Origin of the sequence: Amycolatopsis sp. 2-15 (assembly GCF_030285625.1) — a bacterium.
Taxonomy (GTDB): domain Bacteria; phylum Actinomycetota; class Actinomycetes; order Mycobacteriales; family Pseudonocardiaceae; genus Amycolatopsis; species Amycolatopsis carbonis.
In genome coordinates this window covers 6,052,384-6,068,963 of the sequence record NZ_CP127294.1, presented here as the reverse complement: position 1 = coordinate 6,068,963, position 16,580 = coordinate 6,052,384, and the positions used below count along the sequence as shown (strand labels likewise).

Annotated in this window: 16 protein-coding genes and 1 pseudogene; 4 read left to right on the top strand and 13 right to left on the bottom strand. The window is 72.1% G+C overall.

Annotated features, from left to right (window positions below; genetic code table 11):
- Positions 1-128 precede the first annotated feature (128 nt).
- Positions 129-884: a YebC/PmpR family DNA-binding transcriptional regulator gene (locus QRX50_RS30020; protein ID WP_285966475.1), complete on the bottom strand. Its 756-nt coding sequence runs from the start codon at positions 882-884 to the stop codon at positions 129-131.
- A gap of 60 nt (positions 885-944) precedes the next feature.
- A complete protein-coding gene (gene pdxT, locus QRX50_RS30015) occupies positions 945-1,604 on the bottom strand; it encodes a pyridoxal 5'-phosphate synthase glutaminase subunit PdxT (RefSeq protein WP_285966474.1) in 660 nt (219 codons plus the stop codon).
- A gap of 520 nt (positions 1,605-2,124) precedes the next feature.
- Here pdxT and pdxS point away from each other — a divergent pair.
- Positions 2,125-2,973 carry a pyridoxal 5'-phosphate synthase lyase subunit PdxS gene (pdxS, locus tag QRX50_RS30010; protein WP_285974605.1) on the top strand — a complete coding sequence of 283 codons (849 nt, stop codon included), beginning with the start codon at positions 2,125-2,127 and terminating at the stop codon, positions 2,971-2,973.
- A 41-nt stretch (positions 2,974-3,014) separates the two neighbouring features.
- On the opposite strand, the gene QRX50_RS30005 is transcribed toward pdxS, so the two are convergent.
- A complete protein-coding gene (locus QRX50_RS30005; protein ID WP_285974604.1) occupies positions 3,015-3,578 on the bottom strand; it encodes a helix-turn-helix domain-containing protein in 564 nt (187 codons plus the stop codon).
- Between the two features lie 70 nt (positions 3,579-3,648).
- Here QRX50_RS30005 and QRX50_RS30000 point away from each other — a divergent pair, with 70 nt between their 5' ends.
- Both QRX50_RS30000 and QRX50_RS29995 read left to right on the top strand, forming a co-directional pair.
- Positions 3,649-4,344: an AzlC family ABC transporter permease gene (locus QRX50_RS30000; RefSeq protein ID WP_285966473.1), complete on the top strand. Its 696-nt coding sequence runs from the start codon at positions 3,649-3,651 to the stop codon at positions 4,342-4,344.
- A complete protein-coding gene (locus QRX50_RS29995; RefSeq protein WP_285966472.1) occupies positions 4,344-4,664 on the top strand; it encodes an AzlD domain-containing protein in 321 nt (106 codons plus the stop codon). Before QRX50_RS30000 ends, QRX50_RS29995 begins: the two co-directional genes overlap by 1 nt.
- A 5-nt stretch (positions 4,665-4,669) precedes the next feature.
- Here QRX50_RS29995 and QRX50_RS29990 read toward each other — a convergent pair whose 3' ends face one another.
- Both QRX50_RS29990 and QRX50_RS29985 read right to left on the bottom strand, forming a co-directional pair.
- The gene (locus QRX50_RS29990; protein ID WP_285966471.1) at positions 4,670-5,635 is read right to left on the bottom strand and encodes a DUF5937 family protein; all 966 of its coding nucleotides are present in this window, start codon (positions 5,633-5,635) and stop codon (positions 4,670-4,672) included.
- A gap of 58 nt (positions 5,636-5,693) precedes the next feature.
- Complete coding sequence (locus QRX50_RS29985) at positions 5,694-7,145, bottom strand: FAD-binding oxidoreductase (RefSeq protein ID WP_285966470.1); 1,452 nt, start codon at positions 7,143-7,145, stop codon at positions 5,694-5,696.
- A gap of 145 nt (positions 7,146-7,290) precedes the next feature.
- Here QRX50_RS29985 and QRX50_RS29980 point away from each other — a divergent pair, with 145 nt between their 5' ends.
- Positions 7,291-9,402, top strand: coding sequence for an elongation factor G-like protein EF-G2 (locus QRX50_RS29980; RefSeq protein WP_285966469.1), 2,112 nt, complete (start codon positions 7,291-7,293; stop codon positions 9,400-9,402).
- Positions 9,403-9,428: 26 nt separating this feature from the next.
- Here the strand turns inward: QRX50_RS29980 and QRX50_RS29975 are convergent, their stop codons facing one another.
- From QRX50_RS29975 to thrS, 8 genes and pseudogenes are all read right to left on the bottom strand, one after another.
- Positions 9,429-9,941, bottom strand: coding sequence for an XdhC family protein (locus tag QRX50_RS29975; protein ID WP_285966468.1), 513 nt, complete (start codon positions 9,939-9,941; stop codon positions 9,429-9,431).
- Between the two features lie 35 nt (positions 9,942-9,976).
- Positions 9,977-10,465, bottom strand: coding sequence for an NUDIX hydrolase (locus QRX50_RS29970; RefSeq protein WP_285966467.1), 489 nt, complete (start codon positions 10,463-10,465; stop codon positions 9,977-9,979).
- Positions 10,462-11,607 (bottom strand): glycosyltransferase family 4 protein, encoded by a 1,146-nt coding sequence (locus tag QRX50_RS29965; RefSeq protein WP_285974603.1) that lies wholly within the window; start codon positions 11,605-11,607, stop codon positions 10,462-10,464. The genes QRX50_RS29970 and QRX50_RS29965 overlap by 4 nt, the downstream gene beginning before the upstream one ends.
- Before the next feature lie 16 nt (positions 11,608-11,623).
- Complete coding sequence (locus QRX50_RS29960; RefSeq protein ID WP_285966466.1) at positions 11,624-12,541, bottom strand: phosphatidylinositol mannoside acyltransferase; 918 nt, start codon at positions 12,539-12,541, stop codon at positions 11,624-11,626.
- A gap of 110 nt (positions 12,542-12,651) precedes the next feature.
- Positions 12,652-13,251: pseudogene (gene pgsA / locus QRX50_RS29955) on the bottom strand (phosphatidylinositol phosphate synthase); the annotation flags it as partial.
- Between the two features lie 100 nt (positions 13,252-13,351).
- Positions 13,352-13,882 (bottom strand): MarR family winged helix-turn-helix transcriptional regulator, encoded by a 531-nt coding sequence (locus QRX50_RS29950; protein ID WP_285966465.1) that lies wholly within the window; start codon positions 13,880-13,882, stop codon positions 13,352-13,354.
- Between the two features lie 66 nt (positions 13,883-13,948).
- Complete coding sequence (locus tag QRX50_RS29945) at positions 13,949-14,497, bottom strand: HIT family protein (RefSeq protein WP_285966464.1); 549 nt, start codon at positions 14,495-14,497, stop codon at positions 13,949-13,951.
- Positions 14,494-16,521, bottom strand: a complete 2,028-nt coding sequence (gene thrS, locus QRX50_RS29940) for a threonine--tRNA ligase (RefSeq protein ID WP_285966463.1) — start codon at positions 16,519-16,521, stop codon at positions 14,494-14,496. The genes QRX50_RS29945 and thrS overlap by 4 nt, the downstream gene beginning before the upstream one ends.
- Positions 16,522-16,580 lie beyond the last annotated feature (59 nt).

Sequence of the window (16,580 nt, the reverse complement as noted above, 5' to 3'; positions counted from 1 at the left end):
ATGAGAAACGGCCCCGGCCGGACGCGGATTCTCCCGCACCCGACCGGGGCCGTTCGCCGGCACGCTCTACTCTCCGTGTGCCGCCGAAATTCCTTGCCGTGGCGGGAAAACCCCGCCATGGGCCGACATCAGTCGACCGACGCCATGACCTCATCCGAGACATCGAAGTTCGCGTACACGTTCTGCACGTCGTCGCAGTCCTCGAGCGCGTCGATCAGCTTGAAGACCTTCTTCGCGCCGTCGACGTCCAGCGGCACCGAGACCGTCGGGAGGAACGTGAGCTCCGCCGACTCGTACTCGAACCCGGCCTCCTGCAGCGCCTTGCGCACCGGCACCAGGTCGCCGCCCTCGGAGACGATCTCGAAGCTCTCGTCGAGGTCGTTGACCTCCTCGGCGCCCGCGTCGAGCACGGCCATGAGCACGTCGTCCTCGCTCGTGTCGCCCTTGGGCATGATCACGACGCCCTTGCGGTTGAACATGTAGGCGACGGAGCCCGGGTCGGCCAGCGAGCCGTTGTTGCGCGTGAGCGCGGTCCGGACCTCCATGGCGGCGCGGTTCTTGTTGTCGGTGAGGCACTCGATCAGCACCGCCACGCCGTTGGGCCCGTAGCCCTCGTACGTGATGTTCTGCCAGTCGGCACCACCGGCCTCTTCACCGGCGCCGCGCTTGCGCGCGCGCTCGATGTTGTCCTGCGGGACCGAGTTCTTCTTCGCCTTCTGGATGGCGTCGTAGAGGGTGGGGTTGCCGTCGGGGTCCCCACCGCCGGTGCCGGTGCGGGCGGCCACCTCGATGTTCTTGATCAGCCGGGCGAAGAGCTTGCCACGCTTCGCGTCGAGGTTGGCCTTCTTGTGCTTCGTCGTGGCCCACTTGGAGTGGCCGCTCATCTTTCCTCCATTTGTTCCGCGTGCCCCCGACTCGCGTCGCGCGCACGCCGCAATCCCTGCTCAGGCTTCTCGCACGAGCTCGACGAACAACCGGTGCACCCGCTCGTCCCCGGTGATCTCCGGGTGGAACGCCGTGGCCAGCACCGACCCCTGCCGGACGGCGACGATCCTAGCCTCGGGCTCGCCGACCGCGGGATCTTCGGGCATTGAGTCTCCTGGCACGAGCGCCGCCGGCACGGTGGCCAGCACCTCGACCCCCGCACCCGCCTTCTCGACCCACGGGGCCCGGATGAAGACCGCGTGCACGGGCCCGCCTCCGACACCCGCGAAGTCGAGGTCCACCTCGAACGAGTCGACCTGCCGGCCGAACGCGTTGCGCCGGACGACCACGTCGAGCCCGCCGAGCTGCTGCTGGTCCGGGCGTCCATCGAGCGCCTGGCGCGCCAGCAGGATCAGCCCGGCGCACGAGCCGAAGGCGGGCATCCCGTCCGCGATCCGCGCCCGCAGCGGCTCGAGCAGCTCGAAGCTCTCCAGCAGCCGCGACATGGTGGTGGACTCCCCGCCGGGGAGCACCAGGCCGTCCACTTCGGACAGTTCCGCCTCGCGGCGCACGGGCACGGCGTGCGCGCCCGCGCGCTCCAGCATCGCGACGTGCTCGCGCACGGCACCCTGCAGGGCGAGCACACCGATCGTCGGCCGTGCTCCCGAAGCTGTCGCCACCCGACCTCCCGAAAGACGTTCTGCTCAGCTTAGGGGGACGCCTCGCGGGCCTTCCGGCCAGGTCAGCGGGCGGTCGGCCGGCTGTCACCCACCCGAGGGACCGGGCCGGCCGCCGGACTCCGGCGCCGGCGAGTGGCCTTCCCGAAATGCTGCCGAGTGGCCACCTCGAGGGGGATCTTGCCGGAGGTTACGACACCCGCAGGCCGGACAACGACGGGAATCCACGTGGTCGCCCCCACCGGTACCTCCAGGATACCCCGCCGGCGCCGGTGCAGGTCAGCGTCGATCCGGCGGCACGTGACGCGGCCGACACCGCCGGGCGGCGACCGGATCCGCAGGTGGTGGCCACCCGGAAAGTGGACTGCCGAGATAGCCGCGCACTGGCCTGGTTCACCGGTCCACCGCGCCCCTACGCTCGAAAGCGCAGGAGTTTCGTCCCGAGAAAGGCCCCGAGGTGTCCGAGCAGCAGACCACCCCCGAACCCCAGTCCGTCACCGGCACCGCCAAGGTCAAGCGCGGCATGGCGGAGATGCTCAAGGGCGGCGTGATCATGGACGTGGTCACCGCCGAGCAGGCGAAGATCGCCGAGGACGCCGGCGCGGTCGCGGTGATGGCGCTCGAGCGCGTGCCCGCCGACATCCGCGCCCAGGGCGGCGTCGCGCGCATGAGCGACCCGGACCTGATCGACGGCATCATCGAGACCGTCTCGATCCCGGTCATGGCGAAGGCCCGCATCGGCCACTTCGTCGAGGCACAGGTGCTGCAGTCGCTCGGCGTCGACTACATCGACGAGTCCGAGGTGCTCACGCCCGCCGACTACGCCAACCACATCGACAAGTGGGCCTTCACCGTCCCCTTCGTCTGCGGTGCGACCAACCTGGGCGAGGCGCTGCGCCGGATCACCGAGGGCGCGGCGATGATCCGCTCCAAGGGCGAGGCCGGCACCGGTGACGTCTCCAACGCCACCACGCACATGCGCCAGATCCGCGCGGAGATCCGCAAGCTGTCCTCGCTGCCCGAAGACGAGCTGTTCGTCGCGGCGAAGGAGCTGCAGGCACCGTACGAGCTGGTCAAGGAGGTCGCGCAGAACGGCAAACTGCCGGTAGTGCTCTTCACCGCGGGCGGCATCGCGACCCCGGCCGACGCGGCGATGATGATGCAGCTCGGCGCCGAGGGCGTGTTCGTGGGCTCGGGCATCTTCAAGTCCGGCAACCCCGCGCAGCGCGCCGAGGCCATCGTCAAGGCGACGACGTTCTACGACGACCCCGACGTGCTGGCCAAGGTCTCGCGCGGCCTTGGCGAGGCGATGGTGGGCATCAACGTCGAGGAGCTGCCGGAGCCGCACCGCCTCGCCGAGCGCGGCTGGTAGACCCCCGGGGGTCACCCCCGGTTTTTCACGAGTACTGCTTCTCACGAGTACTCGGAGATCTCCACCCCGAACGTGCCGGGCTCCAGTGCCTCGAAGATGTGCGGCACGTCCCCGGGATAGCAGATGTAGTCGCCGGGCAGCAGCTCGACCGGGTCGTCGCGCACGCCGACGCGGGCCCGCCCGGCGCAGATCACGATGTGCTCGACCACGCCGTTCATGTGCGGGTCCGACCTGCGCGGAGTGCCCGGCTCCGCGCGGATCACGTACATGTCCCGGCGCGCCGAAGGCGGGCACGCGGACAGCAGCGTGCACGCGTAGTCGGCGTGCTCGGCGAACACCGTCGGCCCCTTGCCCGCGCGAATCACGCGGACCTGGGGCCGTTCGGGTTCCACGAGCCGGGAGAACGGCACGTCGAGCGCCACGCCGAGGGCCCACAACGTCTCCACGCTCGGGTTGCCCGAGCCGGACTCCAGCTGCGAGAGCGTCGACTTCGCCAGGCCGGCGCGGCGAGCGACCTCGGTGAGCGACAGGCCCGCGCGAGTGCGCTCGCGCCGCAGCGACGCGGCGATGATCTCCAGCGGCGCGCCATTGGTCTCCTGCGACATCCGTGTTCGCTCCATCAGTCTTTCCGTTCGCCTTGACGAACACCCGGTCCTGTGTTCAGCATAAGACACTATGCGTTCGATTTGGCGAACACTCGACCGGGAGCTGACCCGGGACATCGCGCTCGTCTGTGTGGCCGACGGCCTCGTGGGCGTCTCCTACGGCGCCATCGCGGTGAGCTCGGGCTTCCCGCTGTGGGCTCCGATGCTGATGTCGCTGCTGGTCTTCGCCGGCGCGTCGCAGTTCATGCTGGTGGGCATCATCGCCGGCGGCGGCAACCCGCTGGCCGCCGTGGTCGCGGGCCTGCTGGTGAACGCGCGGCACCTGCCGTTCGGCTTCGCGATCGGCGACGTGTTCGGCTCGAAGTGGGCCGCCCGCATCGCCGGCAGCCACCTGATGATCGACGAGTCGGTGGCCTTCGCACTGGCCCAGCGGGATTCCGGGCGCCGTCGCGCCGCCTACTGGGCGTGCGGCGCGGGCCTGTTCGTCTCGTGGAACGCCGGCTGCCTCGCGGGCGCCTTCGCGGGCACCGCGATCAGCGACACCGCCGCGTTCGGGTTGGACGCCGCGTTCCCGGCCGTGCTGCTGGCCCTCGTGCTGCCGTCGTTGCGCGACCGCGCCACCCGGCTGCCCGTCGCCGTGGGCGTGGTCGTCGCTCTGGTGGCGACCCCGTTCCTGCCCGCGGGCCTCCCGGTGCTGCTGGCGCTGGCCGGCGTGCTCGTCGGCGTCGTGGCCAAGGAACCGACGACACTGGAAGGAGCCCACTGATGGACGGCGTCGACCTCCTGATCGCCACCGCGGTCCTCGCGGCCGGCACCTTCGCCTTCCGCTGCGCCGGGCCGGTGCTGCGCACGCGGGTGCGCCTCTCCCCTCGCGCCCAGCGGCTAATGGCGCTCTCGGCCGTCGTCCTGCTGGCCGCGCTGGTCGCGACGAGTGTGCTGACGGAAGGGCATGCGTTCGCCGGCATCGCCCGGCCGGCCGGCGTGCTGGTCGGCGGGGTGCTCGCGTGGCGCAAGGCCCCGTTCGTGGCCGTGGTCGTGGCCGCCGCGGCGACGGCGGCGTTGCTGCGGCTGGCCGGGGTGCCTTGAGCCCGTCAGCCGGCTGCCGCGGTCACCACGGCGTCTGCGGCGACCGTGCGGGAGTGCACGCCGTCGGGGGCCGTGGCGACCAAGCCGGCGCTGCACAGGAGCTGCAGGTGCTTCGCGACGACGCCCTCCTTCAGGCCCGTGCGGCGCGCCAGCTCGCTGACGTCCGCCGGCGTGGTCAGTGAAGTGAGGAGCGCGCTGCGACTGCGGCCGAGCACCCCGCGCAGGGCCGCCGACGACGAGGTACCGCCCGTTTCCCACAGGCCGGCGACCCCGCGGGCCGGGTAACGCAGCACGGGCTGGCGGCCCGCGTGGGTCCGCGAGATCACGCGCGGCCAGACGAACACCGACGGCGCCAGCACGAGCCCGTGGCCGTGCGGCGCGCCCGCGGCGGGCACGAGGCGCTGGGCGACGATCAGCGCGCCCTCGGCCCAGTGGACGGCGGGCGCGAGGTCGTGGAACAGGTCCTCCGCCGCGCCGGCGGCAAGCAGGCGCGAGCGGTGCAGCACATCGCCTTCCAACAGGGCCCGCATGCGCGGCCACGCGGGCGCCAGCGCCACCGCCCAGTACCGCTCCATCAGCCCCGCGAGCCGGTCGAGCCCCGCCTCCGGGTCGCGGTGCAGGCGGGTCAGCGCGGCCGAGCGCGGCGGTTCCATCGCCTCCAGCTCGCGCCGCACCGCGCGCGGGGCGACGTCGCGCAGGTCCGCGAGCTCGTCGGCCAGCTGTGGCACCGGCGAAGCCGGCGTGGGCGTGAGGAACCGCGGCACCGAGCGGCCGGCCACGAGATCGGCGAGCGGCGAGACGTCGATCCCCGCTTCGGCCAGCGCGCCCGACGCCTTGCGCACCCACGGCAGGTGCAGCGCGTGCTCCCCCGGCCGGGCCAGTACCCGGACGCTCGCCACGATTTCCCACAACGGGGAGAACGCGAGCCTCGTTCGCGCGAGTTCGTCCGCCGACCACGCCAGCTCCAGCACGTTCCTCCTCCTCGAAAAACGGCAATCGGAGAAGTGTAAAACGATCCGTTGTGGACAGTCAGGCCGGGGTTACCCCTTGGGGGAAGGCGAACACGCGGTCCGGGTCGTAGCGCCGCGCGAGGGCACGCAGCCGGGGCAGGTTCCCGCCGTAATAGGCCTGACCCCAGTCGGGCATTTCCGGATCGAGGTAGTTGACGTAACCGGTGGTGCCGAATTCCGGCCCGAGCCCGTCGCGAATTCGCCCGATCGCGCGCCGCGCCGCGGTTTCGGTCGCGTGCTCCAGCCCGTGGATGAACTGGAAGCTCGCGAGCGCCCGGCGGTGCGGGAAAGCAGAGTCACCACGCGCGATCGCGCCGCCACCACCGTCCACGATCGTGTAAGAATCCGGGTCCTCGCTCAGCAGCTCGAGGACCGCGGCCGGATCCTTCGCCGGGCGCATCAGCATCCGCGAGGTCGCCACGTACGCCGCGGTCCCGATCTTGCCGGCGCCGCCGCCCCAGCCGGGGCCGCACGCCGAACCCGCGAGGTCCGTGCAGGCGGCGAAGTACCGCATCGCGCCGAGGAAATCGGTCTCCGGCTCCTCACGCTTCTGCGGTGCCGCGCCCACCCGGCGGACGAAGTCGTCGAGGATCGGCTTCAGCCGGCTGCGCGGACCCACGAAGCAGCCGCCGAAGTTCGCTGCCGTGGCGCCGAGCCCGAGGTCGGACCAGAGCTCGTCGGGCATCCGCGGCTGCCAGTCCTGCCACTCGGCGAGCAGCGTCGCGGTCGTCTCGGGCGGGAACTGCAGACTGAACGACGTGAGATTCGGCGCCTCGGCGGTCCGGAAGGTGAACGACGTGACGATGCCGAAGTTGCCGCCCCCACCGCCGCGCAACGCCCAGAACAGGTCCGCGTACTGGTGCGCCGACACGGTGCGCGCCACGCCGTCGGCCGTCACGACCCGCGCCGACTCGAGCTGGTCGCACGTGAGCCCGAGCTTGCGGCCCAGCACGCCGACTCCCCCGCCGAGCGTCAGCCCGGCGATGCCGACCGTCGGGCACGTGCCCGCCGCCAGCGCCCGCCCCGCGGACCCCAGCGCCTGGTACACCGGACCCAGCCGCGCGCCCGCACCCACCACGGCCCGTCCGTGGCCGAGGACCCGGATCCCGTCGAGCCGCCCGACGTCCACCACCAGGCCGCCGTCCACAGTGGAGTACCCGACGTAGCTGTGCCCGCCCGAGCGTGCGGCCACCGGGATGCCGTGCTGCGCCGCGAAGTCCACGCACGCCTGCACGTCCGCCTCGCGCCCGCAACGGGCGATCGCCGCCGGGTGGTGGTCGTACAGCGTGAAATAGCCGTGGCGAGCGGCCTCGTACCCCGCGTCGCCGGGCACCAGCAACGCCCCCGAAAGCCGCCGCCGAAGGGCCGCCCACCGGCCCGGCGCGGTGTCCGGAGTGGTGGCCCCCAGGCCCGCCGCCACCGGTACCGCCGCCCCGGACACCCGCAGGAACGTGCGCCTGCTGATCGTCATCCCGCTCCCCCGTCACCCGGCCCGAGGCCGGAACCCACCGGGAAGCAAACGCGTGGTCCCCCCGGCCCTGCCTTGCCCTGGCCAGGGTAGCGGGTGTGTGATCGAGGACACATCGCGTACACCAGCCGTTCGCCGAGGAGTCGCCATGGCCGACAAACAGAGCAGGAGTACCGACACCGGGGCCGCCGTCGCTGTGGCCGACCCCGCCCAGGTACGCAACGTCGTGCTAGTGGGGCCCTCGGGGTCCGGGAAGACCACGCTGACCGAGGCGTTGCTCGCGGCGTCGGGCACGGTCCAGCGCGCCGGCTCGGTCGTCGAGGGCACCACAGTGTGCGACCACGACCCGGCCGCCGTGCGCCAGCAGCGGTCCGTCGGGCTGTCGGTGGCGCCCGTGCTGCACCAGGGCCACAAGATCAACCTCATCGACACCCCGGGATACGCCGATTTCGTCGGCGAACTGCGCGCGGGGCTGCGCGCCGCCGACGCCGCGCTGTTCGTGGTGTGCGCGGCCGAAGGCGTCGATGCCGCGACGGTCGCCGTGTGGGAGGAGTGCGCGTCGGTCGGGATGCCCCGGGCCGTGATCGTCTCCCGCCTCGACCACCACCGGGCCGACGCGCTCGCGGAGATCGCCGCCTGTCAGGCCGCGTTCGGCGCGGGCGTGCTGCCGCTTTACCTGCCGGCCCGCGACGGGCTGGTCGGCCTCATCACCCAGCGCTACTTCGACTACTCCGCCGGCTACCCGCCGCGGATCGGCGAACCCGATCCGGCCGACCTCGCCGGGCTGGAGGAGGCCCGCAACGAGCTCATCGAGGGCATCATCGCCGAGAGCGAGGACGAGACCCTCATGGAGCGTTACCTCGGCGGCGAGGAGATCTCCGAGGACACGCTCATCGCCGACCTCGAGACAGCGGTGGCGCGCGGGTCGTTCCACCCCGTCATCCCCGTGTGCGCCACCAGCGGCATCGGGCTCGCGGAGGTGCTCGACGGGATCGTGCGCGCGTTCCCGTCGCCGCTGGAACACACGCCGCCGGGCGTCACGACTCCCGACGGCGGCCCGCACGGCGACCTGACGGCCGACCCAGAGGGGCCGCTCGCCGCGGAGGTCGTGCGCACGGCCGCGGACTCCTACGTCGGCCGCGTGTCGCTCGTCCGAGTGTTCTCGGGAACGCTGCGGCCGGAGAACGCGGTGCACGTGTCCGGCCACGGCCTCGCCGAGCGGGGGCACGAGGACCACGACGCCGACGAACGCGTGGCCCACCTGTACTCGCCGCTCGGCTCCTCGCTGCGCGAAGTTCCCTACTGCGTGGCAGGCGATCTGTGCGCGCTGACCAAGGTCGGCTCGGCCGAAACGGGCGACACCGTCTCGTCGCCGGACGACCCGCTGGTGATGAAACCGTGGCGCATGCCCGAGCCGCTCCTGCCGGTCGCCATCATCGCGAAGACCCGCAGCGACGAGGACACGCTCTCCCGCAACCTTTCGCGCCTCGTGGCCGGCGACCCGACGCTGCGGCTCGACCGCAACGCCGAAACCGGCCAGCTCGTGCTCTGGTGCATGGGCGAGGCGCACGCCGACGTCGTCCTGTCCCGGCTGCGCGCCGGCGGCGCCGACGTCGACACCGAACCGGTGCGCATCAGCCTGCGCGCCACCTTCAGCAGGCCCGCCCGCGGGCACGGCCGCCACGTGAAGCAGTCCGGCGGCCACGGCCAGTTCGCCGTGTGCGACATCGAAGTGGAACCGTTGCCGCGTGGCAGCGGTTTCGAGTTCGTGGACAAGGTCGTCGGCGGCTCGGTGCCGCACCAGTTCATCCCGAGTGTCGAGAAGGGCGTACGCGCGCAGCTCAAGCGCGGGCTCGCGGACGGGCACCCGGTCGTCGACGTGCGAGTGACGCTCGTGGACGGCAAGGCCCACAGCGTCGACTCGTCGGACGCGGCGTTCCAGACCGCCGGGGCGCTCGCCCTGCGGGAAGCCGCCGCCGCCAGCCGGATCGCCTTGCTGGAACCCCTGGACGCCGTCGCCATCACGCTCCCGGACGAGCACCTGGGCACCGTCCTCGGGGATCTGTCGTCACGGCGCGGGCGGGTCCTCGGCACCGAGTCGGGCGAGGGCGGCCGGACGGTCATCAATGCCGAGGTGCCCGCAGCGGAACTCCTGCGGTATGCGATCGACCTGCGCTCGCTGACGTCGGGCACGGCCACGTTCACCCGCGTCCACGCCCGGTTCGAACCACTGCCGGAAGGAGCGGCGGTGCCCATGTGAGCGCGGTGCCGGTCTGAACGCGGGGCTCAGAACTCGAAGCCGCCCGGCTTGTCGTTGCGGTCGGCGAGGAGGCCGGCCAGCACGGCAACGGCGATCTCCGCCGGCTTGCGCGAGCCGATGTTCAGCCCCACCGGGCGGTGCACCCGCGCGATGTCCACTGCCGGCACGCCCAGAGCCGTCAGCGCCGACACGTGCGGCCCTTCGTGCCGCGGGTTGCCCAGCACACCGATCCAGCGGGCGTCCTGCGCGAGCGCGTCGCGCAGCACCGGGCCCAGCTCGGTGCGGTGGTGGTCCGTCACCACGACGTCCGCGGTCTTGTCGACCGACGGCATCGCGGTGCGGATGTCGCACGCGGACCGCACGTCGGTGGCGCGCGCGGCGTCCGGCTCGAACAGCACGGTGTGGTAGCCCAGGTCGGCGGCGTAGGTCAGCAGGTACCGGGCCACCGGCGACGCGAACACGGCGACCAGGGTCCGCGCGTCGGGGTTCGCTTCGGGAGCACCGTGGGCGACGGCGCAGGCATCCGGTTCGACGGTCATGCGCCTAAGTCTGCCACCGTCACCCGGAATTCCGGTCACACGTCAGGTTCGGCGAACTCGAAGTACTCCGGCAGCGGCGCCGTCCCGGCGAGCCTGAAGTACCGCACTTTCCGCCGGCGCCGCAGCGCGAGCGTGTCGCGCACGGCGTCGTTGTGCACGCGGCGAGCGATGACCACGCGGTGCTCGGCGTCGGTGAGCTCCTCGGCCAGCACGGGAGGCAGCGTCGTCCGGTCGATGGCCCCGAGGCGCAGAGTCAGCTCGTTTTCGTCGGCTTCGCGTTCGGCGCGGGACGCGCGTTCGGCCCGCTCGGCCGCGGCGTGCAGCCCGGGGCCGGTGCCGTCCAGCAGGGCCGCGACGGCCCGAGCGACCACCGCGCGCCGCGCCAGCGCCGCGTCGAGCGCGGCCCAGCCGGCGTCCATGCGCACGTGGAGGCGGTCGAGGCGGTTGGCCGTCGCGACGAGGAAAAGCCCGCCCAGCACCACGATCGCGGCCAGCAAGGGGATCAGCCACGCGAGCCAGGTCACCGCGCGAACTCCCGTTCCGCCGGGGCGACCAGCCTCGGGTCGGCGGCGATCGCGGTCTCGTACACGCGCAGCACCTGGGTGACGACGACCGACCAGTCGTACGCCATCACGTGTTCCCCCGCCGCCGCGGCCAGCGACGCGCGCCGCGCCGGGTCGCCGAGCAGCTCGCGCAGGCCGTCGGCGAGCGCGCCGGCGTCGCCGGTCGCCGCGAGCTGCCCGGCCTTGCCGTCGTCGAGCACGCGGCGGAACGAGTCGAGCCCGCTGGCCAGCACCGGCGTGCCCGAGGCCATGGCCTCGGTGAGGATCATGCCGAAGCTCTCGCCGCCGGTGTTCGGCGCGCAGTACACGTCGACGCTGCGCAACGCGCGCGCCTTCGTGGCGTCGTCGACCTGGCCGAGCAGCTCGACGTGCGGCCACAGCTCGGGGCCGGCCATGCGCCGGAGCTGGTCCGGGTCGCCGCGGCCGACCACGAGCAACCTCAGGTCCTCGAACTCGGGCAGCAGCCGCCGCGACGCCTCCAGCAGCACGTCCATGCCCTTGCGGGGTTCGGTGAACCGGCCGACGAACCCGACCGTGCCGCCCGCGCGCGGGTAGCCCTCCAGCGGCATGGCGCGGGCGAAGAACTCGGCGTCGACACCGTTGGGGATCTCCACGGCGTCGCCCCCGGCGTGCTCGACCTGTACCCGGCGGGCCAGCGCCGACACCGCGATGCGCGCGGTGATCTTCTCCAGCAGCGGCCGCAGCACGGGCTGGAAAGCCGCGAGCGTGCGCGAGCGGGTGGTCGCCGTGTGGAAGGTCGCGACGATCGGCCCGTCGGCCACCTTCAGGGCGAGCAGCGACAGGCTGGGCGCGGCCGGTTCGTGCAGGTGCAGCACGTCGAACCCGTTCTCGCGGATCCAGCGCCGCACCCGCGCGTAGGAGACGGGGCCGAACTGCAGCCGCGCGACCGAGCCGTTGTACGGGATGCCGAGCGCCTTGCCCGCGGGGTGCACGAAGTCGGGCAGCACCGCGTCCTCGTCGGCCGGCGCCAGCACGGACACGTGGTGCCCCCGCGCGATGAGCGCCCGCGCGAGGTCGATCACGTGGCCCTGCACCCCACCCGGCACGTCGAACGAGTAGGGGCACACGATCCCGATCTTCAGCCCGCCCGCCACCGGCTCAGCCCACTTCTTCGAGGCTGGCGCGCTCGCCGGCCTCGAGGTCGGCGAGCCAGATCTTCTGCAGCATGTGCCAGTCGGCCGGGTGCGCCGCGATGTCGCCGGCGAACGCATCGGCCAGCGCCTGAGTGGCCGCGGGCACCTCGGCGCGCGCGGTGACGCGGATGCGCGGATGCACGCGGACCTGCCAGCCGTCCTCGCTGAACCACGAGCCGACGGGCAGCAGCGCGGCCCCGGTCGTGGCGGCGAGCCGCGCCGGGCCCGCGGGCATGCGCGTGCGCTCGCCGAAGAACCGCACGGGGACCCCGCTCGAAGTGAGGTCGCGGTCGCCGACGAGACACACGACCTTGTTCTCCCGCAGGCGTTTCAGCAGCAAGCGCATCGCCGCGCTGTCGCCGGTGAGCGGCACGATCTCGAACCCGAGCGACTCGCGGTAGGCCACGAACCGGTTGAACAGCGACTCGGGCTTCAGTCGTTCGACGACCGTGGTGAACCCGCCGAGCCGGTCGGCCAGCCACACTCCGATCGCGTCCCAGTTTCCGCTGTGCGGCAGCGCGATCACCGCGCCGTTGCCCTCGGCGAGGGCGGCGTCGATGTTCTCGACTCCCGTGATCGCCGCGCCGACCTTGGAGATCACCTCGGCGCGGTCCATCGACGGGAGCCGGAACGTCTCGTACCAGTACCGTGAGTACGACCGCATGGCCCGGCGGACGAGCTCGTCGAGCTCCGGCTCGTCGGCCTGCGGCACGACCCGCGCGAGGTTGGCGCGCAGCTGCCGCACGCCTCCGCCGCCGCGGCGGGTGGCGAGGTCGGCGCCCAGCGCGAACACCGCCGTCCCGATCGGCCCGGGCATCCGGCGGGCGAGCTGCCAGCCCGCCGTGTAGCCGAACTCGCCGAGCCGCTGGGACAGCGCGCTCACGGCTGCGCCCCGCCCGTCTGCACGTCGCCGGTCGTGGCCTGCTCGGCCGGAGCGGTAGCGGCTTGCTCGGCCTGCTCGGCGTGCGTGGCCTGCTGGGCTTTCTCGGCCACGGCTCGCGCGGCCTTCGCGACGGCGGCACCGCGCTGCAGCAGCGTGATCACCGACAGCACGGCGAGCAGCCAGAGCGTGATCTCCACCGTGTAGGGCACGCCGAGACCGTGCAGGCCGGTGCCGACGAGCGCGATGATCAGCCGCTCGGCCCGCTCGACGAGGCCGCCGTCGGCTTCGAGGCCCGACGCGTCGGCACGGGCCTTCACGTAGGAGATGACCTGGGCGAGCACCAGGCAGATCAGGGCGGCCGCGGCCGCGCGGTTGTTGTGGTCGACCACGAAGCACCACCACGCGATGGCGGCGAACAGCGCGCCGTCCACCAGGCGGTCGCACGTCGCGTCGAGGACGGCTCCGAACGGGGTGCCGTAACCGCGGGCCCTGGCCATCGCGCCGTCGAGGAGGTCCAGCATGGCGAACCCCCACACGGTGAAGGTTCCCCACAGCAGGAGCCCCTGCGGGAAGAAGACCAGCGCGCACGCCACGGCACCCGCGGTGCCGATCACGGTCATCGCGTTCGGAGTCAGTCCGGCACGGACCAGCGTCCGACCGATCGGATCGGTGACGCGGGAGACTGAGGCACGGGCGAAAATATTGAGCATCTCGTCTTCTGGTGCACCTGGCTCGGGGGTGGGTTGGCCACGAAAGCCTATCGACCCGCCGTCACGGGGCCGACGTCCCGCCCCGCGACCCGCCGGGCGATCAGCCTGATTTCGGCAGTTCGACGACCGGGGCCACGAATTCGCCCGCCTCCTCGGCCGCGATCGCGGCCGCGCACTGGCGCCGCAGACCGCCGAGGATCGCCGAGCTGATCTCGCCCAGCTGCTGCGCCTGCTCCGGCGTCAGCCGGTCGAAGAGGCTCTCGCGCACGGCCTCGACATGGCCGGGGGCAGCGGCTTCGAGCGCCGCGAACCCGGCGTCGGTGAGCACCGCCCACGCGCCGCGCTTGTCGGTGGGGCACGACTCGCGCCGCACCCAGCCCTTGCTCTCCAGGCGCGCTACGGCGTGGGACAGGCGGCTGCGCGAGGAGCCGCGCGCTTCGGCGAGCTCGCTCATCCGCAGCCGGCGGCCGTCGGCCTCCGACAGCGCGACCAGGACCTCGTAATAGGTGTGCGGCATGCCCGAGTCGTGTTGCAGCTGGCCTTCGAGGTGCGCCTGCAACAGCGCGGCGGCCTGGGAGAAGTCACGCCAGACGCGTTGCTCGTCTTCGGAAAGCCAGCGAGGTTCGGACATACGTCCATGTTACCCCTGATTGAGTGCTCAACTACCGCGCCGGTACACTCCCGCGCCCCGTGGTCTTCACCACGCGTCCGCCAGGAGTTTCCTCGTCTCGCCGAGCAGCTGCGGCAGCACCTTCGTGTGCCCGATCACCGGCATGAAGTTGGCGTCGCCGCCCCAGCGCGGCACGAGGTGCTGGTGCAGGTGCGCCGCGATGCCCGCGCCGGCGATCACGCCCTGGTTCATGCCGATGTTGAACCCGTGCGCCGCCGACACCGCCCGCACCACGCGCATCGCGTGCTGCGTGAACTCGGCCAGCTCGCGCGTCTCGGCCTCGGTCAGGTCGGTGTAGTCGGCCACGTGACGGTAGGGCACCACCATGAGGTGACCGGGGTTGTACGGGTACAGGTTCAGCACCGCGTACACCGTCTCGCCGCGCGCCAGGATCAGCGCCGCCTCGTCGTCGAGGCTCGGGATACGGCAGAACGGGCAGCCGTCCGGCTCGTCGTCGTCCGGCTTCTCCTGCCCCTTGATGTAGGCCATCCGGTGGGGGGTCCACAGCCGTTGCAGCGCGTCCGGGACCCCCACTCCGTCCTGCTCGACGATCTCGGGACCGTCCGCGTCGCTCACCGCAGGATCTTCTCCACGGCCTCCGCGCTCGGCGAGGCGTTCTCGCGGCCGGCCACCCACTCGGCGATGGCCTCGACGGCGGTGTCCACGGACACGCCGTTGATCTGGCCGCCGTCGCGGAAGCGGAACGACACCGCGCCCGCCTCGGCGTCCTTCGCGCCCGCCAGGAGCAGGAACGGCACCTTCTGCGTGGTGTGCGTGCGGATCTTCTTCTGCATGCGGTCGTCGCTCGCGTCGATCTCGGCCCGGATCCCCTTGGCGCGCAACGCCTTCTGCACGCCGTCGAGGAACTCGACCTGGTCGGCGGTGATCGGGATGCCCACGACCTGCACCGGCGAGAGCCACGCGGGGAACGCGCCGGCGTAGTGCTCGGTCAGCACGCCGAAGAACCGCTCGATCGAGCCGAACAGCGCGCGGTGGATCATCACCGGGCGCTGGCGCGAGCCGTCGGACGCGGTGTACTCGAGGTTGAAGCGCTTGTTCTGGTTGAAGTCCAGCTGGATCGTGGACATCTGCCAGGTGCGGCCGATGGCGTCCTTCGCCTGCACGGAGATCTTCGGGCCGTAGAACGCGGCGCCGCCCGGGTCGGGCACGAGCTCGAGGCCGGAGTCGACCGCGGCCTGGCGCAGCGTCTCCGTGGCCTCTTCCCACTCCCAGTCCTCGCCGATGAACTTCTCGGAGTCACCGCGGGTGGACAGCTCGAGGTAGAAGTCCGACAGCCCGTAGTCGGCCAGCAGGTCGAGCACGAACTTCAGCAGCGAGCGCAGCTCGCCCGGCATCTGCTCCTTGGTGCAGTAGATGTGCGAGTCGTCCATCGTCAGGCCGCGCACGCGGGTGAGGCCGTGGACCACACCGGACTTCTCGTAGCGGTACACCGTGCCGAACTCGAACAGCCGCAGCGGCAGCTCCCGGTACGACCGCCCTCGCGAGCGGTAGATCAGGTTGTGCATCGGGCAGTTCATGGCCTTGAGGTAGTAGTCCTCGTCGTCGAACTTGACCGGCGGGAACATCGTGTCGGCGTAGTAGGGCAGGTGGCCGGAGGTGTGGAACAGCTCGCCCTTGGAGATGTGCGGCGTGTTCACGAACTCGTAGCCGGCCTCCTCGTGGCGGCGGCGCGAGTAGTTCTCCAGCTCGCGGCGGATGATGCCGCCCTTCGGGTGGAACACCGGCAGGCCGGAGCCGATCTCCTCCGGGAAGGAGAACAGGTCGAGCTCGGCGCCGAGGCGGCGGTGGTCGCGGCGCTCGGCCTCGGCGATGCGCTCGAGGTAGGCGTCCTGCGCCTCACTCGACTCCCACGCCGTGCCGTAGATCCGCTGCAGCTGCGGGTTCTTCTCGCTGCCGCGCCAGTAGGCGGCGGCCACACGGGTGAGCTTGAACGCGGGGATGAACTTGGTGGTGGGCACGTGCGGGCCGCGGCAGAGGTCGCTCCACACGCGCTCCTTGGTGCGCGGGTCGAGGTTGTCGTAGATCGTCAGCTCGCCGCCGCCGACCTCCATGACCTCGTCGGTGTCCACTTCGGACTTGAGGTCGACCAGCTCGAGCTTGAACGGCTCGTTCGACAGCTCCTTCTTGGCCTCGTCGACGGAGTCGAACACGCGGCGGGAGAACTGCTGGGCACCCTTCACGATCTGCTTCATGCGCTTCTCCAGCGCCTGCAGGTCTTCCGGGGTGAAGGGCTTGTCGACGGCGAAGTCGTAGTAGAAGCCGTCCTTGACCGGCGGCCCGATGCCGAGCTTCGCGTCGGGGAACTCCTGCTGCACGGCCTGGGCCAGCACGTGGGCGGCCGAGTGGCGGATCACGCTGCGGCCGTCCTCGGTGTCGGCCGCGACGGGCTCCACCTCGACGTCGGCCTCCGGCGCCCACGCGAGGTCGCGCAGCTTGCCCTCGGCGTCGCGCACCACGACGATCGTGTCCGGGCCCTTGGTCGGCAGCCCGGCCTCGCGGACCGCGGCTCCCGCCGTAGTGCCCGCCGGGACCACCACGCGCTCGGCGGGGACGGCGGCGGCTGACGGCGGATGCGACACGATCGGCTCCTTCTGGGGCAAGTGACGAGGATGACTCCGGTCGATGCTAGTCGTCGGCT